The following is a 22,137-nucleotide window of genomic DNA, read 5'->3' on the forward strand; positions in this document are numbered from 1 at the left end:
CGACATCCGGAGGACATGATGAAGCGCATGCGCGACGGCTCCTACACGATTAAACCGGCCTACAAGGTCGGAGAACACGACATCATCCCCGACATGCTGGCCAATCGGGCCATCAAGTTCCCGAATCAGGTCGTCGTTGAGCAGCGCTCCTCCGTCGGTGCCACGCGTTCCCTCACTGCAGGCGAGCTCCAGCGCCAGGTCGAATACACTGCCTGCGGCCTCATTGGCCTCGGCGTCAAGTCAGGTCACGCGGTCGCAATCCTGGCCCCGACCTCGTACGAATGGCTCCTCCTCGATCTCGCCCTCCTGTCGATCGGCGCGATCACCGTGCCGATCTATGAGTCCGACTCCGCGTCCCAGATCGAGCACATCCTCACCGACGCCCACGTGACCCGCGTCTTCACGGCCACCACCCAGCAAGCCGAGCTCGTGCGCTCGGTCCGCCCCTCGTTCACCCTCGCCGTCGACTCCTTCGATCAGGGAGCCATTCGTAAGATCGCGCGCGCCGCAACCGACGTGACCATCAAGGACGTCGAGAAGCGCCGTGCCGCCGTGTCCTCTTCCGACATCGCGACCATTATCTACACGTCCGGCACGACCGGGAACCCCAAGGGCGTGGCTCTCACCCACGCGAACTTCATTGCGACCAGTGAAGGTGCGCGCCAGGTGCTCGGCGATGTCATCGACTCTCCCGAGACCCGGCTCCTGCTCTTCCTGCCCGTCGCGCACGTGCTCGCCCGCCTTGTCATGCACGTCATCCTCTCCGGTCGAGGCGTGCTCGGTTTCTCCCCCAACATCAAGAACCTGCTGCCAGATATCAAGGCTTTCAAGCCCTCCGTGCTCCTCGTCGTGCCGCGCGTCCTGGAGAAGGTTTACAACGCGGCCTCCTCCAAGGCGGGCGGCGGCATCAAGGGGCGCATGTTCGCGTGGAGCGCCAAGCAGGCCCGCGCCTATTCTCTCGCTTCGGAGAAGACGTTTGGCCCAGGTCCCTTCAAGAAAATCCGCCACGGCATCGCCGACGCGCTCGTCTTGAAGAAGATCCGCTCGATCCTCGGCCCTAACCTGCGCTACATCGTCTCCGGCGGCGCCCCTCTGGCCACCGATCTTGCCCACTTCTACGCGGGCATGGGTATCACGCTGATCCAGGGCTACGGCCTGAGTGAGACGACCGGCCCGATCGCTGTCCAGCACATCGGCAAGAACCCCGTCGGCGGCGTTGGCCTGCCCCTGCCCGGTAACTTCATCAAGATCGCCAAGGACGGCGAAATCCTCGTGCGTGGCCAGTCCGTCATGCCCGGCTACTACCACCTGCCCGAGCAGACCGCCGAGGTTATGCCCGACGGCAAGTGGTTCCACACGGGTGACCTGGGTTCGATCGACCGCAAGGGCCAGCTGACCATCACGGGCCGCAAGAAGGAACTCATCGTGACGGCGGGCGGCAAGAACGTCTCCCCCGAGGTCCTCGAGGATTCTCTGGCCACTCATCCCCTCATCGCCAACGTCATCGTGGTGGGCGACCAGCGCCCCTACGTCGGCGCCCTCTTCACCCTCGACGCCGACATGCTGCCCGACTGGCTGGCCAAGCACGGCCTGCCGCAGTGCTCGCCCACCGAGGCCGCCGAGCTGCCGGCGGTCCGCGAGTCCCTAGAGAAGGCCGTTGAGCGCGCCAACAAGGCCGTCTCCCGCGCCGAATCGATCCGCAAGTTCCGCATCATCGACGCTACCTTCACCGTTGAAAACGGCTACGTCACACCGTCGATGAAGCTGCGCCGCCGCAAGGTGCTGGCCGACTACGCCTACGAGGTCGACGCCCTCTACGGCGGCCCAGTCTCCGCGCAGCCTGCGAAGAAGCGTGGCTTCTTCGCTCGCTTCACAAAGAACTGATCCCCCACACAAGCGGCATACATTCACCCCACGAAAGGACCGCAATGACGGTACGTAGGCTCGCCGATGGCTCATGGGAGTCGATTGCGACGCGAGAAGCCACCGAGGATATGAACCTCCCGAAGATGCTGCACCAGCGCGTGGAGCGCCACCCCGGCCAGTTCGCGATCGAGCGTCGCTCGAACGTGGGTGCCTGGCGCAAGGTGACGATGGAGAGCTTCCTGGCGGAAGTGGATTCCATCGCGCGCGGCCTCATCGGCATCGGCCTCGAGCCGGGTGACCACCTCGCGATTTTGGCTCCCACCTCCTACGAGTGGGCCCTCATTGACGTGGCTACCTTGTCCTGCGGTGCGATCACCGTGCCGATCTACGAGACGGACTCGGCCCAGCAGATCGCGCACATCCTGGCCGACGCAGACGTGCGCATCGTCATCACGGCGACCACGCAGCAGGCCGAGCTGGTGGAGTCCGTGCGCACGGAGGAGGTCCGCTATGTCTTCTCCCTTGATCGGGGTGCCGAGCGTGTCCTGACGAGTGCCGCGCGGGGCGTGAGCGTCGAACAGGTGCGCGCGCGTACCAACGCCGTGACGCTCAGCGACGAGGCGACGATCATCTACACGTCGGGCACGACCGGCATGCCCAAGGGTGTGGTCCTCACGCACGGGAACTTTATTTCACCGATGCTGCAGGCTTACGACTTCCTGCCCGTCCTCATCAACGACCCGAAGTCGCGCTCCCTGCTCTTCCTGCCGGTCGCCCACGTGCTCGCGCGATTCGTCATGTACTGCCTGCTCGCAGGCCAGGGCATCACCGCGTTCTCTCCGGACACCCGCAACCTGGTCGACGACATCGCGACGTTGAAGCCGACGATGCTCCTTGTTGTTCCGCGCGTCATGGAGAAGGTCTACAACGCGGCCGCTGCTAAGGCGGGCGGCGGCATGAAGGGCCGTATGTTCGCGTGGGCCGCCAAGCAGGCGCGTGCCCTGTCCAAGGCCACCGCCTACGTGGATTCTCCTCTGCCCGAGTCGGCGGTCGCCGGACCCGGTCCGGACACGACGCCCATCCCGGATGCCTCGGCAATGCCCTCCCCCGGTCCTTCTGCTGCCCTCAAGCTGCGCGGTCGCATCGCGGATGCCCTTGTTCTGTCGAAGGTACGGGCGATCCTCGGCCCGAACCTGCACACAATCATCTCGGGCGGCGCTCCCCTGGCTCTCGACCTGGCGAACTTCTATCGTGGCCTGGGCATCACCCTCCTGCAGGGCTACGGCCTGTCCGAGACGACCGGTCCGATCTCCGTGGAGACGCCACAGGATTTCCCTCCGGACTCGGTAGGCTTCCCCTGGCCGGGCAACCAGATGATGATCGCCCCTGACGGCGAGCTCCTCGTGCGCGGCATCTCCGTGTCGAAGGGATACCATAACCTGCCCGAGGCCACGGCTGAGGCCTTCGTCGACGGCTGGTTCAAGACGGGTGACCTCGCCTCCATCGACGACCGTGGCCACCTGCGCATCACGGGACGCAAGAAAGAACTCATCGTCACCGCGGGCGGTAAGAACGTGTCCCCCGAGATCCTCGAAGAGTCCCTCTCGACGCACCCACTCATCGCGAACATCATCGTCGTCGGTGACAACCGCCCCTACATCGGCGCGCTCATCGCGCTGGACACGGAGATGCTGCCTGAGTGGCTGGCCACTCACGGTCTGCCCGTCGTGGACGCGGCACAGGCGGCGAACCTGCCCGAGGTGCGTGAGTCCTTGGAGAAGGCAATCGCCCGCGCCAACAAGGCGGTGTCGCGAGCCGAGTCGATCCGCCGTTACCGCATCGTCAATGCGGCCTTCACCGTGGAGAACGGCTACATGACGCCCTCCCTCAAGCTCAAGCGCCGCCGCGTCCTAGCCGACTACGCCGACGAGGTCGACGCCCTCTACGCGTCCGGCGAGGCCGCGAAGACCCAGAAGAACCAGGAGTAGCCCGCCCGCCCGGGAGCACCCACTGTGCGACTCGGCCCCGGCCTCGTCACCATGAACGAGGTCGGGGCCGAGTCGCGCGCGAGGACTCCCCTAGTCGGCGGTGTTGCGTCCCACGACGAAGGCACCGAACAACGCGAGAAGGACCGCCACGCCTATGACGGGCAGCGGAATCCAGAACAGCGTGCGCCGGGTAATCTCCAGAGCGGCCGAGACGAGAATACCGACAAGCAGGAGGGTGTGGAAGGCGCGAGACCACAGGAAGCCATCGCTGTCGCCGCTCCACAACATGAACAGCGACATGATCACGCATACAGCGACGACCGCATAGATCGCGATGACCGTGCCCAGCTGCCACACGTGACGGGCCTCCGCCTGGCCGAGCACACACAGGCTCAGGTTGCCCAGGCCAGCGACAAACCCGCAAGACAGGCCGTAGACGCGGCTGCGTCCGGCCGAGCGGGCCGCGAGCGCCTTAAGCGTGAGAGAGCCGGCCACGACCATGAGGGCAATCACCAGCAGGTGAACCCAGGAGGGCCAGTAGTAGGCGAAGCCGTACAAACCGTAAGCGGGGAGCATGAGGCTCATCCTAGCGGTTCCTACGACTCAGCGGCATCACGCTGGGCTTCCTTCGCGAGGACCTCCGCGAGGTACTGGCCCGTGAAGGATTCTTCCACGGTTGCAACCTGTTCGGGTGTTCCCTCGGCGACGACCGTGCCGCCGCCCGCGCCGCCCTCGGGTCCCATGTCGATGATCCAGTCGGCGCTCTTGATGACGTCCAGGTTGTGCTCGATGACGATGACAGTGTTGCCTTTGTCGGCTAGGGACTGTAGCACGAGGAGGAGCTTGCGGATGTCTTCGGAGTGCAGGCCGGTCGTGGGCTCGTCGAGCACGTACACTGTGCGTCCCGTCGAGCGCCGCTGCAGCTCGGAAGCAAGCTTGACGCGCTGAGCCTCGCCGCCCGACAGGGTCGTCGCACTCTGTCCGAGGCGCACGTAACCCAGGCCCACCTCGACAAGCGTGTTGAGGTGACGGGCAATGCGCGAGATCGGCGCGAAGAACTGTGCGGCCTCCGCGATCGGCATGTCGAGCACGTCCGCGACAGTCTTGCCCTTGTACTCGACCTCCAGGGTTTCGCGGTTGTAGCGAGCGCCGTGGCAGACCTCGCAGGGGACGTACACGTCGGGCAGGAAGTTCATCTCGATCTTCAGCGTGCCGTCGCCCTTACAGGACTCGCAGCGTCCGCCCTTGACGTTGAAGGAGAAGCGTCCCGGACCGTAGCCACGCACCTTTGCCTCCTGTGTTTCGGCAAAAAGCTTGCGGATCTGGTCCCACACGCCCGTGTAGGTCGCCGGATTCGAGCGCGGCGTACGACCGATTGGGCTCTGGTCCACGTGCACGACCTTGTCGAGCTGTTCGATGCCCGTGATCGTGCGGTGGCGGCCGGGCACCATGCGCGCGCCGTTGAGACGCGATGCCAGTGTGCGGTAGAGGATGCCATTCACCAGCGTCGACTTGCCCGAGCCAGACACGCCGGTGACGGCAGTGAGCACGCCGAGCGGGAACGACACATCGATGTTCTTCAGGTTGTTTTCGCGCGCGCCCTTGACCGTGACGACGCGCTTCTTATCGACCGGGCGTCGCGTCGGCGGCAGGAGAATACGGCGCTTGCCCGACAGGTACTGGCCGGTCAGCGACTTGCGGTTCTTCAGCAGTTCGGAAAGCGGCCCCGAGTGAACGACCCAGCCACCCGTCTCACCCGCGCCGGGACCGATATCCACGATCCAGTCGGCCGCCTCCATCGTCTCCTCGTCGTGCTCGACGACGATGAGCGTGTTGCCCAGGTCGCGCAGGCGTTCGAGCGTCGCGATGAGCTTGCGGTTGTCGCGCTGGTGCAGGCCGATCGAAGGCTCGTCCAGAACGTAGAGGACACCGACGAGGCCGGAGCCGATCTGCGTGGCCAGGCGGATACGCTGTGCCTCGCCTCCCGACAGTGTGCCCGCACCGCGAGAGAGCGTCAGGTAGGTCAGGCCCACGTCAACGAGGAAGGCCAGGCGGGCCTCGATCTCGGTGAGGATGGGTGCCGCGATAGCGCGCGCACGCTGCTCGAGTTCGACGGCCGCGAGGAACTCACGCGCCTCCGAGATGGACATGTCGGACAGCTCGGCGATCGACTTATCGCCAATACGCACTGCCAAGACCTCCGGCTTCAGGCGCGCGCCCTCGCACGTCGGGCACGGAATCTCACGCATATAAGAGTCGAGCTTCTCGGACACAGCCGCAGACTCGGTCTCCTCGCGCTTACGCTCAATGTAGTTGACCGCGCCCTCGAAGCCCGTCGTGTAAGAGCGCTCGCGGCCCCAGCGGTTGCGGAACTTGACGGTGACCTCGTAGTCCTTGCCATACAGAACGGCGTTTTTGACCTTCTTGGGCAGGTTCTTCCAGGGCGTGCCCATCGCGAAGCCGAGTTCCTTGGACAGGGATTCGAGGAGCTTCTTGTGGTACTTGAAGTTCGAGTTCCAGGGGATGACAGCACCGTCGGCGAGCGAGAGTTCCTCGTCGGGGACGACCAGCTCAGGGTCCACCTCCTGGCGGAAGCCAAGTCCCGCGCAGTCCGGGCACGCGCCGTAGGGGGCGTTGAAGGAGAAGGTGCGAGGCTCGATCTCGTCGAGGGCCAGAGGGTGGTCATTCGGGCAGGCGCGCTTCTCGGAGAAACGGCGGCGGCGCTCCGGGTCGTTCTCGTCCAGGTCGACGCAATCGATGACGACGAGGCCATCGGACAGGCGCAACGCGGTCTCGACCGAATCGGTGAGGCGCTGGCGCATGCCCTCGCGGACGACAAGGCGGTCGATAACGACCTCGATCGTGTGTTTGAGTTTCTTCTCCAGCTTGGGGGCATTCTCGAGACGCACGGCCTCGCCGTCGATGATCGCGCGCGTGTAGCCCTCGGAGCGCAGTTCGTCGATGAGATCCTGGTACTCGCCCTTGCGGCCGCGCACGACCGGGGAAAGGACCTGGAAGCGCGTGCCCTCGTCCATCGTGCGCACGCGGTCGACGATCTGCTGGGGTGTCTGTGCCTGGATGCGCGCCCCGCACTCGGGGCAGTGCGCGACGCCGGCACGCGCGTAGAGCAGACGCAGGTAGTCGTGGATCTCCGTGATCGTACCGACCGTCGAGCGCGGGTTGCGTGACGTCGACTTCTGGTCGATGGAGACGGCGGGTGACAAGCCTTCGATGAAGTCAACATCCGGCTTGTCCATCTGGCCGAGGAACTGACGCGCGTAGGAGGACAGGGACTCGACGTAGCGGCGCTGTCCCTCGGCGAAAATCGTGTCAAAGGCGAGGGAGGACTTACCGGATCCGGACAGGCCGGTGAAGACGATCATGGAGTCACGGGGCAGCTCGAGGTTTACGTCCTTGAGGTTGTGTTCGCGGGCACCCTGGATGATTAGCTTGTCATGCACCCTTTGATCCTATCCGTCCCCTAGGCAAAATCGCGGATCAGGGCTAGTGTTATGCGTATGGCATACTACGCAGTCGAATACGTCTACAACCCCTCCATGACCGAGACGATGGACGAAGTCCGCCCGACTCACCGCGCGTTCCTGTCCGGTTTGCTCGAACAGGGAATCAACATCGCGTCCGGCCCCCTCGCTGGTGAGGTTCCCGGCGCGCTGATTCTCATCAACGCCGAGAGCCAGGCCGACGTCGAGCAGATCCTCAATCAGGATCCCTTCTACGTCGCCGAGGTCATCCAGGCTCGTCTCATCCGCGAGTGGAATCCCGTCATCCGGGTGTTCTGAGTCGCTTCCATGCACGAGGCCGGGGCGGGTTTTCCCGCACCGGCCTCGTGTCGTATCCACCCAGCTATTGCTCGAGGGAGCGAGCGAATTGTCGGGCGTAAAAGATGCGCTGAGCGACTTCAATGAGCAAGGCAGCACCCGCACCGACGCACAGGATGAGGAACCACTCGTGCGTGGTCGGTGCCACGGTTGAAAAGAAGTGACGAACGGGCGGGATCAACACGCCGCCGACGGTTGCGGACGTGACGGCCACGAGCAGAACCCACTTCCACAGGGACAGCGGTCGCGACGTAATGACCAGCAGCCAGATCGCGCCAAGCATCAGCGAGAGGATCGCCGCCGTCGACTCGCGGTCCTGCGGTCCGTCGGCAATGCCGAAAGCGGTCAGCGCGGCAGCCGCCAGGATGACGCCCGTCGGCATCGCCAGAGACAGCGTGCGCTTGAGGAATCCCGGCACGTAGCGACGCGGGTTGGGCCATAGCGCCAGGAAGAAGGCCGGGATGCCGATCGTCAGGGAGTCGATGTAGCTGAACTGGCGCGGCAGGAACGGGTAGCGCCAGCCGACCAGTGCGGTCACGATCACGAGGACAGCCGCGTAGGTGGTCTTGGCCAGGAACAGCGAGGAGACGCGCTCCATGTTCGCGATGATGCGGCGGCCCTCCGACAAGACGCCCGGCAGGACCGAGAACTTCGAGTCAACAAGGACGATCTGCGCAACCGCCTTCGTGGCCTGCGTGCCGTTGCCCATCGCGATACCGAGGTCGGCATCCTTGAGCGCGAGGGCGTCGTTCACGCCATCGCCCGTCATCGCAACGCAGTGCTCGCGGGCCTGCAGAGCACCGACCATCGCACGCTTCTGCTCGGGCGTCACGCGCCCGAAGACATCATGCTTCTCAATTGCGTCGATGAATGCCTCAGAGGACAGGTCCTCGGGCAGGTCGCGTGCGTCCATGAGGCGGGCGGGCATGCCGTCGGGCGCCGTCAGCCCAGCCTGGGCGGCCAACGCGCCAACCGTTGTCGGGTTGTCGCCCGAAATGACACGCACGTGCACGCCCTGAGAACGGAAGTAGTCGAGCGTCTCAGCCGCGTCTTCGCGCAGATCCTCCTCCAGGACCACAATCGCGGCAACCTCGCGGGCCTCCGGCAGCTCATCGTCCACGACAGCCGAATCCGCACGGACGAGCGCGACGACGCGGGCCCCGCTACTCGCGAAACCGCCCACCCGCTCCAGCAGAGCCGCGTTTCCAGCCACGGCCTCGTCGATGACGATCTCGGGGGCACCCAGGATCCAGGACTCACAGTCCGTGCCCCACGCGCTCCACTTACGCGCCGACGAGAAGGGAACGTTCCACTGCGCGCGTGCCTGAGCGCCCGCCAGTGCATCCTCGTCGAGGAAAGACCAGATGGCCTGCGCGGTCGCGTTCGTGCGGTCACTCGACGCAGTCGCGAGCGCACGGCGAATGAGTGCCTCGTCGCCCGAGATCACGTCGATCTGGCGCACGCGGATGCCGCCGGTGGTGAGCGTGCCCGTCTTATCCAGGCACAGGCAGTCGACGCGGGCGAGTACCTCGACGGCCGGAAGTTCCTGCACGAGGACCCCGCGCCGGGCCAGCGTCGCCGACCCAATCGCGAAGTTCATCGAAGTCAGGAGGACGAGGCCCTGGGGAATCATGCCGATGACCGAGGCAACCGACAGGACCAAGGCCTCTCGCCAGTCCCCGCCTAAGCCGCCCGCGATGCGATTCTGCGAATAGAACGTCAAGGCAACAATCGGCAGCAGCATGACCGAGACAACCTGCAGAACGCGATTAATCGACACCTGGATCTCGGAGATCGTACGAGTGAAGGCACGCGCCTGCTCGGACAGGCCCTGCGCGTAGACGCGCTCGCCGACCGCTGTGGCGATCATGCGTCCCGATCCGGCAACGACGCTCGTGCCAGCCAGGAGCTGATCGCCCTCCTTCTTCTTGACCGGGCGCGACTCGCCCGTCAGCAGCGACTCATCGATCTCGAGGCCTGCCGAGGCCAGCACCGTACCGTCCACGCTCACCTGGTCGCCAAGCGCCAGCTCGATGACGTCATCGAGCACGACGTCGCGAGCAGGGATGACCGACACCTCGCCGTTACGCAGGACGGAGGCTTGCGGTGCATCCACGATTGCAAGAGAATCCAGGGTGCGCTTGGCGCGCAGCTCCGACATGATACCGATGACCGCATTAATGACCATGACACCGCCGAAGATGCCGTCGCGCAGATCGCCGAACAACAGGACGATGATCGACGCACCCACGATGATCGCGTTGAAGAGCGTAAACACGTTCTCGCGGACGATGGATGCCACCGACCGCGACGTACGGTCCTTGACGCGGTTCACCGCGCCGCGCGACATGCGCTCGAACACTTCGTCGGTGCTCAGACCGCGCTCGTCCACGCTCGCCACCTCAGTTACCATGGGCATCCCCCTCATCCATCGCGCTACGAATCAGCGACGCGACAACAGTGACCGCCAGCGTCACGACGATGACGCCCAGCGATACCGATACGGAAATCTCCGGTGCCCACTCCACGCCCGATCCCCCGTTGATAAACGGCAGAGTGTTCGCGTGCAACGCCTCAAGAATCAGCTTGACGCCGATAAAACTCAAAATCACGCCGAGGCCGTAGCCCAGGTACACGAGCTTGCTGAGAAGAGCATCCACTAAGAAGAACAGCTGGCGCAAACCCATCAGCGCAAACACGTTGCAGGCAAAGACCAGGAATGCCTGCTGCGTGATACCGAAAATCGCGGGAATCGAGTCAAACGCGAACATCAGGTCCGCCGAGCCGAGGGCCAGGACAACGACGAGCATCGGCGTGATGTAGGTGCGCCCGCCGTGGCGGAAGAGCATGCGGTTGCCAATGAAGCCGTCGGTGATCGGGAGAACACGCCGAACCGCGCGGATAAAACCACTCTCGTGGTATTCCTCGTCTTCGTCGCTCCCCCGCGCTGTCTCATAAACCTGGCTGAACGCGGTCCACAGCAGCCAGAGTCCGAAGATGAAGAATACCCACGAGAAACGCGACACCAGCGCGGCTCCGAGGAGGATGAACACGAGACGCAGGAGTAGGGCGATGATAATGCCGAGGAGCAAGGCCTTCTGCTGATTTTCTCGAGGAACGCGGAACGCCTTGAGAATCAGGATGAACACGAAGAGGTTGTCGACGGACAGGGACCACTCCATGGCCCATCCCGCGTAGAACTCCTGGGCGTAGAGCCACCCGTTTGTCAGCCAGATACCGACGCCGAAAAGCGCGGCGAGTCCGACGTAGAACAGGGTCCATCGAGCGGCCTCGACCGCTGTGGGCGGGTGCGGGTTGCGCGCATGACCGAGGAAATCGATCACGATCAGGCCGATGGCCACAAGAGCGAGGATTCCCCACGCCCACGGGTGAATAACCATGAATACCCCTTAACTATTTGACCGCGGCATCATAGCGCCCTTACGCCGCGCCATCCTCGCCTCCACGCCGGGAGCGTGACACCGCCAGGGAGGCAGCGACCGTGATGAGAATGGTAACCACGATGAAGCCGAGCGAGAAGGCGATGCTCGGCTCGGGAACCGCAACAATGTGTTGCCCGCCGTTGATGAAGGGCAGCTCGTTCGTGTGCAGTGCGTGGTTGATCAGCTTGAAGCCGATGAAGCCGAGGATCGCTGCGAGTCCGTAGTGCAAGAAAATGATGCGGTCAAGCAGACCATCGATGAGGAAGTAGAGCTGACGCAACCCGAGCAAGGAGAACGCGTTGGCGGCAAACACCAGGTACGCCTCATTGGTGAGCGAGTAGATCGCGGGGATCGAGTCGACGGCGAACATGACGTCGGCTGTGCCCACCGCGATGACGCACAGGAGCATCGGAGTGACGTAGGTGCGGCCGCCGTGGCGGTAGAGCATGCGCGAGCCGACGAAGCCGTCGGTGACGGGCACGATCTTAGACACCCATCGCACGATTGACGGCGGGCGGTATTCGTCTTCCTCCTCGTCCTCGCCCACGCCCTCGCGGACCTGATTGATGGCGGTCCACAGCAGCCAGGCTCCGAAGATGTAGAACACCCACGAGAAGTTTTCAATGAGGGCTGCGCCCGCGAGAATGAAGATGAGGCGCAGGATCAGCGCGATCACGATGCCCGCCAGCAGGACTTCCTGCTGATCCTTGCGGGGCACGCGGAAGCTCGAGAGGATGATGACGAAGACGAACAGGTTGTCGATGCTGAGCGCTTTTTCGGTGATATAGCCGCCCAGGTATTCCTGACCGTACTGCGGTCCCCACACGGCCCAGACGATGCCGCCAAAAAGGAGAGCAATCGCGATGTAGGCGACCGACCACCAGGTGGCTTCCTTGAGGGTGGGTTCGTGAGGTGTGCGAACATGACCGACGATATCAACGGCGATCATGGTCAGGACAATGCCAGCCAGGACGATCCAGGCGAGCGCGTGCACGTGCATACGTGGGGCCTCCGGTACGAGTCGGGTACCGGAGGTCTCCTCCCGCCAGGAATCCCTGGCCGGTGGCGCCGGAGGCCTCGCCGCGTGGGCGGGGCCGTCGTGATGACGACGCCACTGTTTGTGGGAGTACTCCCCTCCGCTAACGCCGTCCAGTTTAGTGGGGCGGCTGCGCGCGCGTCCACGCCCGAGCAGTGGCATCGGTCGCTTAGCGCCGCGATTTCTGAGGAACGAGGCAGTGGCTGCCTCGTTCCTCAGTGCGAAGCAGGTGGTCGGCGGGCGTCAGTGGGCGCGCTTCATGGCGCGCAATTCCTTCTTGAGGTCCTCGATTTCGTCGCGCAGGCGCGCGGCAACCTCGAACTGGAGATGCTGAGCGGCGGTCATCATCTGGGCAGAGAGTTCTTCGATGAGTTCGGCGAGTTCTGCCTCCGCGCGCTGACCAGGATTCGAGACGGCGGGTGCCTTCGCAGCGGCACTGCGGTCGCGTGCGCTCTTCTCCTTGCGGTACCCGCCCTCGAGCAGGGTCTGAGTGTCGACCTGTTCGCGGGCGAGCATGTCGGTGACGTCGGAGATCTTCTTGCGCAGCGGCTGCGGGTCGATGCCGTGCTCCTTGTTGTAGGCGATCTGGATCTCGCGGCGACGCATGGTCTCAGAGATGGCCTCGTTCATCGAGTCCGTCATGTTGTCGGCGTACATGTGGACCTCGCCGGACACGTTTCGGGCGGCGCGGCCAATGGTCTGGATGAGCGAGCGGGTGGAACGCAGGAAGCCTTCCTTGTCTGCGTCGAGGATGGACACGAGGGAGACCTCGGGCAGGTCCAAGCCCTCGCGCAGCAAGTTGATGCCGACAAGCACGTCGAAGGTACCCAGGCGCAGCTCGCGCAGCAGCTCGACGCGGCGCAGCGTGTCGACGTCGGAGTGTAGGTATTCGACTTTGACGCCGCGCTCGGCCAGGTAGGTGGTCAGTTCCTCGGCCATCTTCTTGGTGAGGGTGGTGACGAGGACGCGCTCGTCGCGTTCGACGCGCAGGCGCACCTGTTCGAGGAGGTCGTCGATCTGTCCCTCGGTGGGCTTGACAACGACGAGCGGATCGACGAGACCGGTCGGACGAATGATCTGCTCGACCACGCCGTCCGAGCGCTCGAGCTCGTAGGGGCCGGGGGTCGCGGAGAGGTACACGGTCTGGCCGATGCGCTGGGTGAACTCGTCCCACTTGAGCGGACGGTTGTCCATCGCGGAGGGCAGGCGGAACCCGTAGTCGACGAGGGTGCGCTTACGCGACATATCGCCTTCGAACATCGCGCCGATCTGGGGGACGGTCACGTGGGACTCATCGATGATGAGCAGGAAGTCGTCGGGGAAGTAGTCCAGCAGCGTGTGCGGAGGGGTGCCGGGACCGCGCCCGTCGATGTGGCGCGAATAGTTTTCCACGCCCGAGCACGACCCGATTTCCTTGAGCATCTCCAGGTCGAAGGTCGTGCGCATGCGCAGGCGCTGTTCCTCGAGGAGTTTGTTCTGGCTTCGGAACCACGCGAGGCGGTCATCAAGCTCGTCCTCGATGGAGGCAATCGCCTTCTTCATGCGTTCCTCGCCGGCCACGTAGTGCGAGGCCGGGAACAGGTAGGTGTGGTCGACCTGGTCGATCACGTCGCCGGTGAGGGGATGCAGGACCGCCAGGGAGTCGATCTCGTCGCCGAACATCTCGATGCGGATCGCGAGTTCCTCGTACACGGGGATGATTTCGATCGTGTCGCCACGCACGCGGAAGGTGCCGCGTGTGAAGGCCATGTCGTTGCGCACGTACTGCATGGCGACGAAGCGGCGCAGCAGTGCGTCGCGGTCGATGATCATGCCGCGCTCGAGTTCGATCATGCGCGCCACGTATTCCTCGGGGGTGCCGAGGCCGTAGATGCAGGACACGGAGGAGACGACGACCGTGTCGCGCCGCGTGAGCAGCGAGTTCGTGGCGCTGTGGCGCAGCCGCTCGACCTCATCGTTGATCGAGGAATCCTTCTCGATGAAGGTGTCCGTCTGGGGGACGTAGGCTTCGGGCTGGTAGTAGTCGTAATAGGAGACAAAGTACTCGACGGCGTTGCCCGGCAGCAGCTCGCGGAACTCGGCCGCAAGCTGCGCGGCGAGCGTCTTGTTGGGTTCCAGGACCAGCGCGGGACGTTGCAGCTCCTCGATGAGCCAGGCGGTGGTCGCGCTCTTGCCAGTACCCGTCGCACCCATGAGGACGACGTCCTGCTCGCCGTCGCGAATGCGCGCTGCCAGCTCACGGATCGCCTTGGGTTGGTCACCCGACGGCGTGTAGGGGGAGATGACCTCGAAAGGCTTGTCTTGGCGGATGACGGGTGTTTCGCTCACTCCCCTACGCTACCGCCCGCGCCCTGGCACCGCGCGGAGGACCCGCCACGGTGCGCGGCCAGCGAAAGCCCGCCTCGGCCTCGTCGATAGCCCCTAGAGGTCTGAGGTCAGCCAACGCTCCCACACCTGCGTGCACACCTGCGCCAGATCGTCCGCGCTTCCGCAGTTATCGATCCACACGTGCGCGATCGCTCGCCTTTGATCAGACGAGGCCTGGGCGCGGATCCGGGCGCGCGCGTCCTCGGGGGCCACTCCCCTGCCCTCCAGGCGTGCGACACGCTCCTCGATGGGGGCATCGACGATGACGACGGCGTCAAAACGGTCAGCGTAGTCGCCCTCAACGAGGAGTGGAATGTCGTAGACGGCAAACGATCCTGCGGGGGCAGCATTCAGGATCTCCCAGGCGCGACGCTCGATGGCCGGGTGGGTGATCGCGTTGAGAGCAGCGACGCGCTCATCGGCGCCCTCACCGGCGAAGACACGACGCGCGAGGCACGCCCGGTCAAGGGTCCCGTCCTCACGGATCAGATCATCTCCGAATCGTGCGGCCACCTGCGCGAGCGCGGGCCGACCGGGTTCGAGAATCTCACGGGCAATGACGTCGGCATCGGCGACCAGTGCACCCAGAGACTTGAAGGAAGCGGTCACTGAGGACTTGCCCGAGCCGATTCCGCCACTCACCGCGACCACGCGTGCGGGTCCCCCACTGCGGTGTTGGTGCAGCGGGCGGAGCAGCGTCGCGGAGCATCCTCCACAAGAAAACGAAGCGGTCACATCCTCAGGGTATCGCGGCTGCGGTTGCGTATATGTGCCCTCGTGCAAGAATTGGTGCTGTTAAAGCCCCCACACAACACAGTGAGTAGCAGTGACGCAGACAGTCAACGACGATTCCGACCAGCGTTCGAGTACCGCGGTCCTCATCGCGACCTCCCTGACTCTTTTCTCCATGTTTTTTGGTGCCGGTAACCTTATTTTCCCGCCGATCATGGGCGCGTCGGCCGGCACCAACTTGACCCCCGCGATGATCGGTTTCCTGATCGGCGGCGTCGCTCTGCCCGTCATCTCGATCATCACGATCGCCCTATCCGGCACCGATATCCGCGACCTTGTCAGCCGCGCCGGAAAGCCCTTCGGGTTCGTTTTCTCGGTCCTGGTCTACCTGTCCATCGGCGCCTTCTACGCCCTCCCGCGAACGGGTGCCGTCTCCTTCTCGACGGCTGTCGCGCCCGTCATCGGCACGAAGTCGGTGCTCGCCTCGGTCATCTTCAACCTGATCTTTTTTGGGATCGCCTTTTACCTGTGTTGGAACCCGACGAACATTATCGACAGCCTCGGGAAGGTCCTGACACCGATCCTCCTTGGCCTGCTCGTTCTGCTGGTATTCCTCTGCCTGGCGTCGCTGCCGGCCTCGCACGACGCGCCCACCGGCGAGTACGTCCACAACCCGCTGGCCGCCGGTCTACTTGAGGGCTACATGACGATGGACTCCATCGCAGCCCTGGCCTTCGGCATCATCGTCGTGACCTCGCTCGGGCATACGGGCGGCGGCATCGGTGCGAAGGTCGTGCATCGGACCTCGATCGCGGCGGTCATTGCGGGTGCGCTCCTGGGCGTCGTCTACGTCGGCCTGGGCCTCATCGGGCATGTCATCCCGAACGCACAGTCTTACACGGATGGTGCCAGCCTCCTGGCCGACGCCGCGCAGTCGACGATGGGGCGTCCGGGGCAGATCGTTTTCGGCCTGATCGTGCTGACCGCATGCATGACAACGGCGGTGGGCCTCATCGCCGCGACCTCGGAGTTCTTTAACCGTCTGTTGCCCGCGATCCCGTACCGCACATGGATTATCCTTTTCACACTCATCTCCTTCGTGCTGGCGTCTGCGGGACTGTCCTCGGTGCTCACGATCGCGGTACCGATCATCACCTTCCTCTACCCGATCGCTATCACAGTCGTCTTCATTACGATCATGACCCACCCCTTCCGCCTGACGACCCCCGCGACGTGGACCTTCCGCCTGGGCACCTGGATGGCCGCCGCGTGGTCGGCCGCAACAACGCTCGTGCAGGTGGGCGTCGCCACCGACCAAATCAACTCCGCGCTTACGTGGAGTCCGCTCCAGGCCAACCAGCTTGGTTGGATCCTCCCCACCGTCGCCGCGGCGATGATCGGCGCGTGCGTCGACCTAGTAGCGATGAAACGCGCCGCCTCGTGAGTGCCAACAGCAAAGGCCCCGCACGGATTCGTTTCTGTGCGGGGTTCAGTTGTCTTCGCCACTGGGCGCGGCACCACACGAGCTGTGTCGGAACCTCTCGTATTCCGCTGTTCGTAGGCTGTGGCGGGGCCGGGCTGTGCTCATCAGACCGCCCGATTGGAGGCCGCTACGAGGCCTGCGGGGCCTGGCTGCGGTGCCCGTGGGCGGCGGCTGAGCCTAATCGAAACAGGATCAGCGCCGCCCGATCGGAGGTCGCCGCGAAGCCTGCGGGGCATGGCTGCGATGTCCGTGGGCGGCGGCAGGGCCTAATCGAAACAGGATCAGCGCCGCCCGATCGGAGGATGCTGCGAGGCCTGCGGGGCCTGGCCGGGCTTCGAGACGAGGCACCGAGCGAAGCTCGGTTGCCAAGTCTCGCGGGCGGGCAGGCCTCGCAGCGGCCGGAGATCTGGCGGCGGTAGGACTTTGCGGCATCGCAATCAGACAAAAAGTGGTGGCCCCCAGGAAAACCTGGGGGCCACCACTCATGCGTTCACTCGCGTGAACTGACGAGTTGAAGCTCAGTCAGAAAGACTGATTCAGTTGTTCGTCAGCTTCTCACGCAGCGCGGCCAGGGCCTCGTCGGACGCAAGGGTGCCCTCGTTGTCGACCGGGGTCGAGTAGGAGGCCTGCTCCTCGATGGAGGGAGCCGCGTCGGCGTCCTCTTCGAGAGCCTTGCGGACCTGAGCCTTGTGGGCCTCCCAGCGGGCCTGAGCCTCGGCGTACTGGGCTTCCCAAGCCTCGCGCTGAGCGTCGAAGCCTTCCATCCACTCCTGGGTCTCGGGATCGAAGCCCTCGGGGTACTTGTAGTTGCCGTTCTCGTCGTACTCGGCGGCCATGCCGTAGAGCGAGGGATCGAACTCTTCGGAGTTCGGGTCCACGCCCTCGTTGGCCTGCTTGAGGGACAGGGAGATGCGGCGACGCTCGAGGTCGATGTCGATGACCTTGACGAAGACCTCTTCGCCGACCTTGACGACCTGGTCCGGCAGCTCGACGTGACGCTGAGCCAGCTCGGAGATGTGGACGAGGCCCTCGATACCGTCCTCGACACGGACGAACGCGCCGAAGGGGACGAGCTTGGTGACCTTGCCGGGCACAACCTGGCCGATGGCGTGGGTGCGGGCGAAGGCCTGCCACGGATCTTCCTGGGTGGCCTTGAGGGACAGGGAGACGCGCTCGCGATCCATGTCGACGTCGAGAACCTCGACGGTGACTTCCTGGCCAACTTCGACGACCTCGGACGGGTGGTCGATGTGCTTCCAGGACAGCTCGGAGACGTGAACCAGGCCGTCGACGCCACCGAGATCGACGAACGCGCCGAAGTTGACGATGGAGGAAACGACGCCGGAGCGCACCTGGCCCTTCTGCAGGGTGTGCAGGAAGTTCGTGCGGACCTCGGACTGGGTCTGCTCGAGCCATGCGCGGCGGGACAGGACCACGTTGTTGCGGTTCTTGTCGAGTTCGATGATCTTCGCTTCGATCTCGCGACCGATGTAGGGGGCGAGGTCGCGGACGCGACGCATCTCGACGAGGGAGGCGGGCAGGAAGCCACGCAGGCCGATGTCGAGGATCAGGCCGCCCTTGACGACCTCGATGACGGTACCGGTAACGACGCCGTCCTCTTCCTTGATCTTTTCGATCTTGCCCCACGCACGCTCGTACTGAGCGCGCTTCTTCGACAGGAGGAGGCGGCCTTCCTTGTCTTCCTTCTGGAGGACGAGGGCCTCGATCTGGTCGCCCACGGCGACGACGTCGTCGGGGTTGACGTCGTGCTTGATGGACAGCTCACGAGAGAGGATGACACCCTCGGTCTTGTAGCCGATGTCGAGGAGGACCTCGTCGTGGTCGACCTTGACGACAGTGCCCTCGACGATGTCGCCATCGTTGAAGTACTTGATGGTCTCGTCGATGGCTGCGATCAGGTCTGCTTCCGAACCAATGTCGTTGATAGCGACCTGCGGCGTATTCGTGGTCATGTAGTAGTTTCTCCGAAACGGACTGGATAGTAGATGGACAGTTCCAGTGCGGCAGGATGGATGCGGATGCACCTGTCCCTAGGCACCGTGGTCTATTTTAGCAGCCTTTGACGCATAAATGTGACGAATGTAGCGCTCGTTTCCGTGGTATGCGTCGCCCCTCCGGCTCCTAATGTGCTGCCAGCTGCCAAGACGCACCGATTCCAACAGCGACATCCAGGGGCACGGAGAGCATGACAGGCGACGCCATCTTCTCTCGAACGAGGGCCTCGACAGTCTCCTCTTCACCGGGTGCGATCTCGAGGAGGAGTTCGTCGTGGATCTGCACGAGGAGGCGCGAGGTCAGGTCGGCCTCGGACAGGGCGGTGGCGACATCCATCATGGCGATCTTGACGATGTCGGCGGCACTGCCTTGGATCGGTGCGTTGAGGGCGGCGCGTTCGGCCATCTCTCGGCGCTGGCGGTTGGAGGAGCGTAGGTCGGGCAGGTAGCGTCGGCGACCGAACATGGTCTGCGTGTAGCCGTCGGCGCGAGCCTGGGCGACGAGTCCTTCGAGGTAGTCGCGGACCTTGCCGAAGCGCTCGAAGTAACGGTCGCGCAGGGCGGCGGCCTCGGGCACAGGGATGCCGAGCTGTGCGGCCAGGCCGTAGGAGGACAGGCCGTAGGCGAGGCCGTAGGAGGTGGCCTTGATACGCGAGCGTTCCTCGCCGCTGACCTCGGCGACGGGCGTCCCAAAGACCATCGATGCCATGGTCCGGTGCAGGTCTTCGCCGGAGTTGAAGGCCTCAATGAGTGCCTCGTCGCCGGACAGGTGGGCCATGAGGCGCATTTCGATCTGCGAGTAGTCGGCGCTCATGAGGGATTCGAAGCCTACTCCGGGAACGAAGGCACCGCGAATGCGCATGCCGTCGGCACTGCGCGCGGGAATGTTCTGCAGGTTCGGGTCGGAAGAGGCTAGGCGTCCCGTGGCTGCGGCTACCTGGGAGAAGGTCGAGTGAATGCGCCCATCGGAGGCGACTGTGGCGGACAGGGAGTCCACCATCTGCTTGAGCTTGATGCGGTCGCGGTGGGTGAGCAGGAAGCCGAGGAAGTCGTGCCCCGCTCCCCCGCTCGCCTCGGTCTTGGCCCACAGGTCCGCCAGGGCGTCGGCGTTCGTCGTGTAGCCGGTTTTCGTTTTCTTGGTCTTGGGCAGGCCGAAGTGGTCGAAAAGGATTTCCTGGAGCTGCTTGGGGCTGGAGAGGTTCACCTCGCGTCCGGCGGCGGTCCAGGCTCCCTGACGGGCGGCGTCAACGTCGGCTCCGAGTTCGGCGGACAGGTCGTCGAGGACGCGCGTGTCCGCGGCGATGCCCGCGGTTTCCATCTGTGCGAGGAGGCGCGACAGCGGCATCTCCATGTCGGTAAGGAGCGCGGTTTCGCCGCTCTCATCCAGCGCCCGACGCAGCTTGTCGGTGAGCGGGTGGAGCGCTGCGGCCAGGCGCCCTGCGCGCACCTGGGCGGCGCTGGGGCCCTCACCAATCTCGCCCAGGTCGAAGAGGGCGTCGGAATCCGCGGCTTCCTCCTCGATGGTGACGCCGAGCAGGCGGGAGAGCACATCCTCGAGCTTGTGCGAGCGCTGGTCCGGGTGGGCCAGGTACGCCGCGAGCATCGTGTCGAAGGCGACGTCACCGAGCGTCCAGCCGCGCGCAGCCAGGGCGTGTCGTGCTCCCTTCGCGTCGTGGGTGATCAGGGACGAGGCCTGGGCGAGGACCTCGGCCAGGGCTCTCTCTTGCGCGGGACTCAGCTCTGTGGGGTCAATCATGAGTGCGTCGTCGGTTCCCGCCAGGACGATCCGGGTGACCTCACCACGCGTCGGGCGCATATCCCCCTCGACCAGGAGAGCAAGGACCGGGTGTGCGTTTGCCCAGGCCGCGATGTCACACGAGGCATCGGCCAGACGCACCTCAACCCGCGCCTCGGACGCGGTAGCGTCCACGGCCTCGACGGTTGCGCTCTCCCCCATGCCAATGCCGGACACCTCGCGGACCTTGACGCGCAGGCGTCCGAACTCAAGGGAGTCGAAGAGACGGTCAATGGCAGCCACATCGGTCGCACGGCGCGCCAAGTCTGCGGGGCCAACCTCCAGGTCCATGTCGGTCAGGAGGCGGTTGAGACGTCGGTTGCGCACGACGTCGTCCATGTGCTCGCGTAGCGCAGCGCCGCGCTTGCCGCCGATCTCATCCGCGCGGGCCAAGAGGTTATCCAGGCCGTCGTACTTGTTGATCCACTGGGCGGCGGTCTTGGGGCCGACGCCGGGAACACCCGGCAGATTGTCTGAGGTCTCGCCCACGATGGCGGCGATCTCCGGGTAGCGGTGGGGAGGCACCCCGTACTTTGCTTCCACGGCCTCGGGAGTCATACGGCGCAGATCGCCGGGACCTGTGCCCGGGTAGAGGACCGTCACGTTCTCCGTCACCGTCTGGAACGAGTCGCGGTCACCCGACACAACAAGGACGGTCGCGCCCTCGTGACCAGCGCGGTAGGCCAGGGTCGCCAGGATGTCGTCAGCCTCAAACCCTTCGCGCGAGAGCGACACAATACCCATCGCGTCCAGGACTTCACGGATCAGCTCCACCTGCCCCTTAAACTCTTCGGGAGTCGCATCGCGCGTCCCCTTATAGTCCGGGTACTCCTCGGTCCTAAATGAGTGCCTCGACACATCGAAGGCAACGGCCACGTGCGTTGGTCGCTCCGTCTCCAAGAGGCGCGTCAGCATTGACACGAAGCCGTAAACAGCGTTCGTGTGCTGGCCCGTCGCCGTCACAAAATTGTCCGGCGGCAGCGCGTAGAACGCACGGAACGCCATCGAATGGCCATCAATAATCAGCACAGTGTCACTCACACATGCCACCCTAGATGCCATGACACACGATCACCAGACGAAACGCTCCCACTCCTCCACGCCCGACCCCCTCGCCCGGGGCGGATGGGTGGGGGCCCACTGGCCCGGCACCCTCATGGAGGCCACCGGCATGGAGGTACTCGAGCACTCCGCAGCGCGCACCGTCATCTCCATGCCCATCGATGGCAACCGGCAGAGCGCCGGCATTCTGCACGGCGGAGCTTCTGCAGCGCTCGCCGAGACCGCTGCATCCTTCGCCGCGCAGATCCACGCGCGCGAAACCCACCCTGGTAAGCAGGCCTACGCAGTGGGCACTGAACTCAACGCCTCGCACATCGCGGCTGGACGCGAGGGCACGATCACGGCCACGGCCACGGCCGTGCACCTGGGCCGTTCCTCCACCGTTCACACCGTGGAGATCCGCGACGAAGCCGACCGCCTGATCTCTATCGCGCGCGTCGCCAACCGCATCCTGGTGCGCTCCACGCACGACTAATGTCGCGTCGTGACGAGACGACGAAGGCGGGGAGAG

Annotated in this window: 14 protein-coding genes; 5 read left to right on the forward strand and 9 right to left on the reverse strand. The window is 64.6% G+C overall.

Annotated elements, in window-relative coordinates:
- The first annotated feature begins 18 nt into the window (after nucleotides 1–18).
- Together HMPREF1136_RS02615 and HMPREF1136_RS02620 are read left to right on the forward strand one after the other, a co-directional pair.
- On the forward strand, nucleotides 19–1,884 hold the full coding sequence (locus tag HMPREF1136_RS02615) for an AMP-dependent synthetase/ligase (RefSeq protein WP_009647763.1): 1,866 nt from the start codon (nucleotides 19–21) through the stop codon (nucleotides 1,882–1,884).
- Between the two features lie 44 nt (nucleotides 1,885–1,928).
- Complete coding sequence (locus HMPREF1136_RS02620; RefSeq protein WP_009647783.1) at nucleotides 1,929–3,854, forward strand: AMP-dependent synthetase/ligase; 1,926 nt, start codon at nucleotides 1,929–1,931, stop codon at nucleotides 3,852–3,854.
- A gap of 90 nt (nucleotides 3,855–3,944) precedes the next feature.
- Here the strand turns inward: HMPREF1136_RS02620 and HMPREF1136_RS02625 are convergent, their stop codons facing one another.
- On the reverse strand, nucleotides 3,945–4,439 hold the full coding sequence (locus HMPREF1136_RS02625) for a hypothetical protein (protein WP_009647759.1): 495 nt from the start codon (nucleotides 4,437–4,439) through the stop codon (nucleotides 3,945–3,947).
- An 11-nt stretch (nucleotides 4,440–4,450) separates the two neighbouring features.
- Entirely contained in the window at nucleotides 4,451–7,315 is a 2,865-nt protein-coding gene (gene uvrA, locus HMPREF1136_RS02630; RefSeq protein WP_009647778.1) for an excinuclease ABC subunit UvrA, read from the reverse strand.
- Between the two features lie 57 nt (nucleotides 7,316–7,372).
- Between uvrA and HMPREF1136_RS02635 the strand changes: the two genes are divergently transcribed.
- Nucleotides 7,373–7,654: a YciI family protein gene (locus HMPREF1136_RS02635; RefSeq protein ID WP_009647762.1), complete on the forward strand. Its 282-nt coding sequence runs from the start codon at nucleotides 7,373–7,375 to the stop codon at nucleotides 7,652–7,654.
- Nucleotides 7,655–7,718: 64 nt separating this feature from the next.
- Here the strand turns inward: HMPREF1136_RS02635 and HMPREF1136_RS02640 are convergent, their stop codons facing one another.
- From HMPREF1136_RS02640 to coaE, 5 genes are all read right to left on the reverse strand, one after another.
- The gene (locus HMPREF1136_RS02640; RefSeq protein WP_009647782.1) at nucleotides 7,719–10,106 is read right to left on the reverse strand and encodes a cation-translocating P-type ATPase; all 2,388 of its coding nucleotides are present in this window, start codon (nucleotides 10,104–10,106) and stop codon (nucleotides 7,719–7,721) included.
- The gene (locus tag HMPREF1136_RS02645) at nucleotides 10,096–11,094 is read right to left on the reverse strand and encodes a TerC/Alx family metal homeostasis membrane protein (RefSeq protein WP_009647773.1); all 999 of its coding nucleotides are present in this window, start codon (nucleotides 11,092–11,094) and stop codon (nucleotides 10,096–10,098) included. Before HMPREF1136_RS02645 ends, HMPREF1136_RS02640 begins: the two co-directional genes overlap by 11 nt.
- A 40-nt stretch (nucleotides 11,095–11,134) precedes the next feature.
- Nucleotides 11,135–12,136, reverse strand: coding sequence for a TerC family protein (locus tag HMPREF1136_RS02650; RefSeq protein ID WP_009647766.1), 1,002 nt, complete (start codon nucleotides 12,134–12,136; stop codon nucleotides 11,135–11,137).
- Between the two features lie 279 nt (nucleotides 12,137–12,415).
- Complete coding sequence (uvrB, locus tag HMPREF1136_RS02655; protein WP_009647779.1) at nucleotides 12,416–14,500, reverse strand: excinuclease ABC subunit UvrB; 2,085 nt, start codon at nucleotides 14,498–14,500, stop codon at nucleotides 12,416–12,418.
- A gap of 93 nt (nucleotides 14,501–14,593) precedes the next feature.
- Nucleotides 14,594–15,190, reverse strand: coding sequence for a dephospho-CoA kinase (gene coaE / locus HMPREF1136_RS02660; RefSeq protein ID WP_009647768.1), 597 nt, complete (start codon nucleotides 15,188–15,190; stop codon nucleotides 14,594–14,596).
- 175 nt (nucleotides 15,191–15,365) lie between these two features.
- On the opposite strand from coaE, the gene brnQ reads away from it, so the two are divergent.
- A complete protein-coding gene (gene brnQ / locus HMPREF1136_RS02665) occupies nucleotides 15,366–16,715 on the forward strand; it encodes a branched-chain amino acid transport system II carrier protein (protein WP_009647758.1) in 1,350 nt (449 codons plus the stop codon).
- A 575-nt stretch (nucleotides 16,716–17,290) separates the two neighbouring features.
- Here the strand turns inward: brnQ and rpsA are convergent.
- Complete coding sequence (gene rpsA, locus HMPREF1136_RS02670; protein WP_009647770.1) at nucleotides 17,291–18,727, reverse strand: 30S ribosomal protein S1; 1,437 nt, start codon at nucleotides 18,725–18,727, stop codon at nucleotides 17,291–17,293.
- Nucleotides 18,728–18,896: 169 nt separating this feature from the next.
- Nucleotides 18,897–21,626, reverse strand: a complete 2,730-nt coding sequence (polA, locus tag HMPREF1136_RS02675) for a DNA polymerase I (RefSeq protein WP_198002802.1) — start codon at nucleotides 21,624–21,626, stop codon at nucleotides 18,897–18,899.
- Here polA and HMPREF1136_RS02680 point away from each other — a divergent pair.
- Nucleotides 21,625–22,101 (forward strand): PaaI family thioesterase, encoded by a 477-nt coding sequence (locus HMPREF1136_RS02680; RefSeq protein ID WP_034504563.1) that lies wholly within the window; start codon nucleotides 21,625–21,627, stop codon nucleotides 22,099–22,101. The genes polA and HMPREF1136_RS02680 overlap by 2 nt on opposite strands.
- Nucleotides 22,102–22,137 lie beyond the last annotated feature (36 nt).

The sequence above is a fragment of the Actinomyces sp. ICM47 genome (genome assembly GCF_000278725.1).
Taxonomy (GTDB): domain Bacteria; phylum Actinomycetota; class Actinomycetes; order Actinomycetales; family Actinomycetaceae; genus Pauljensenia.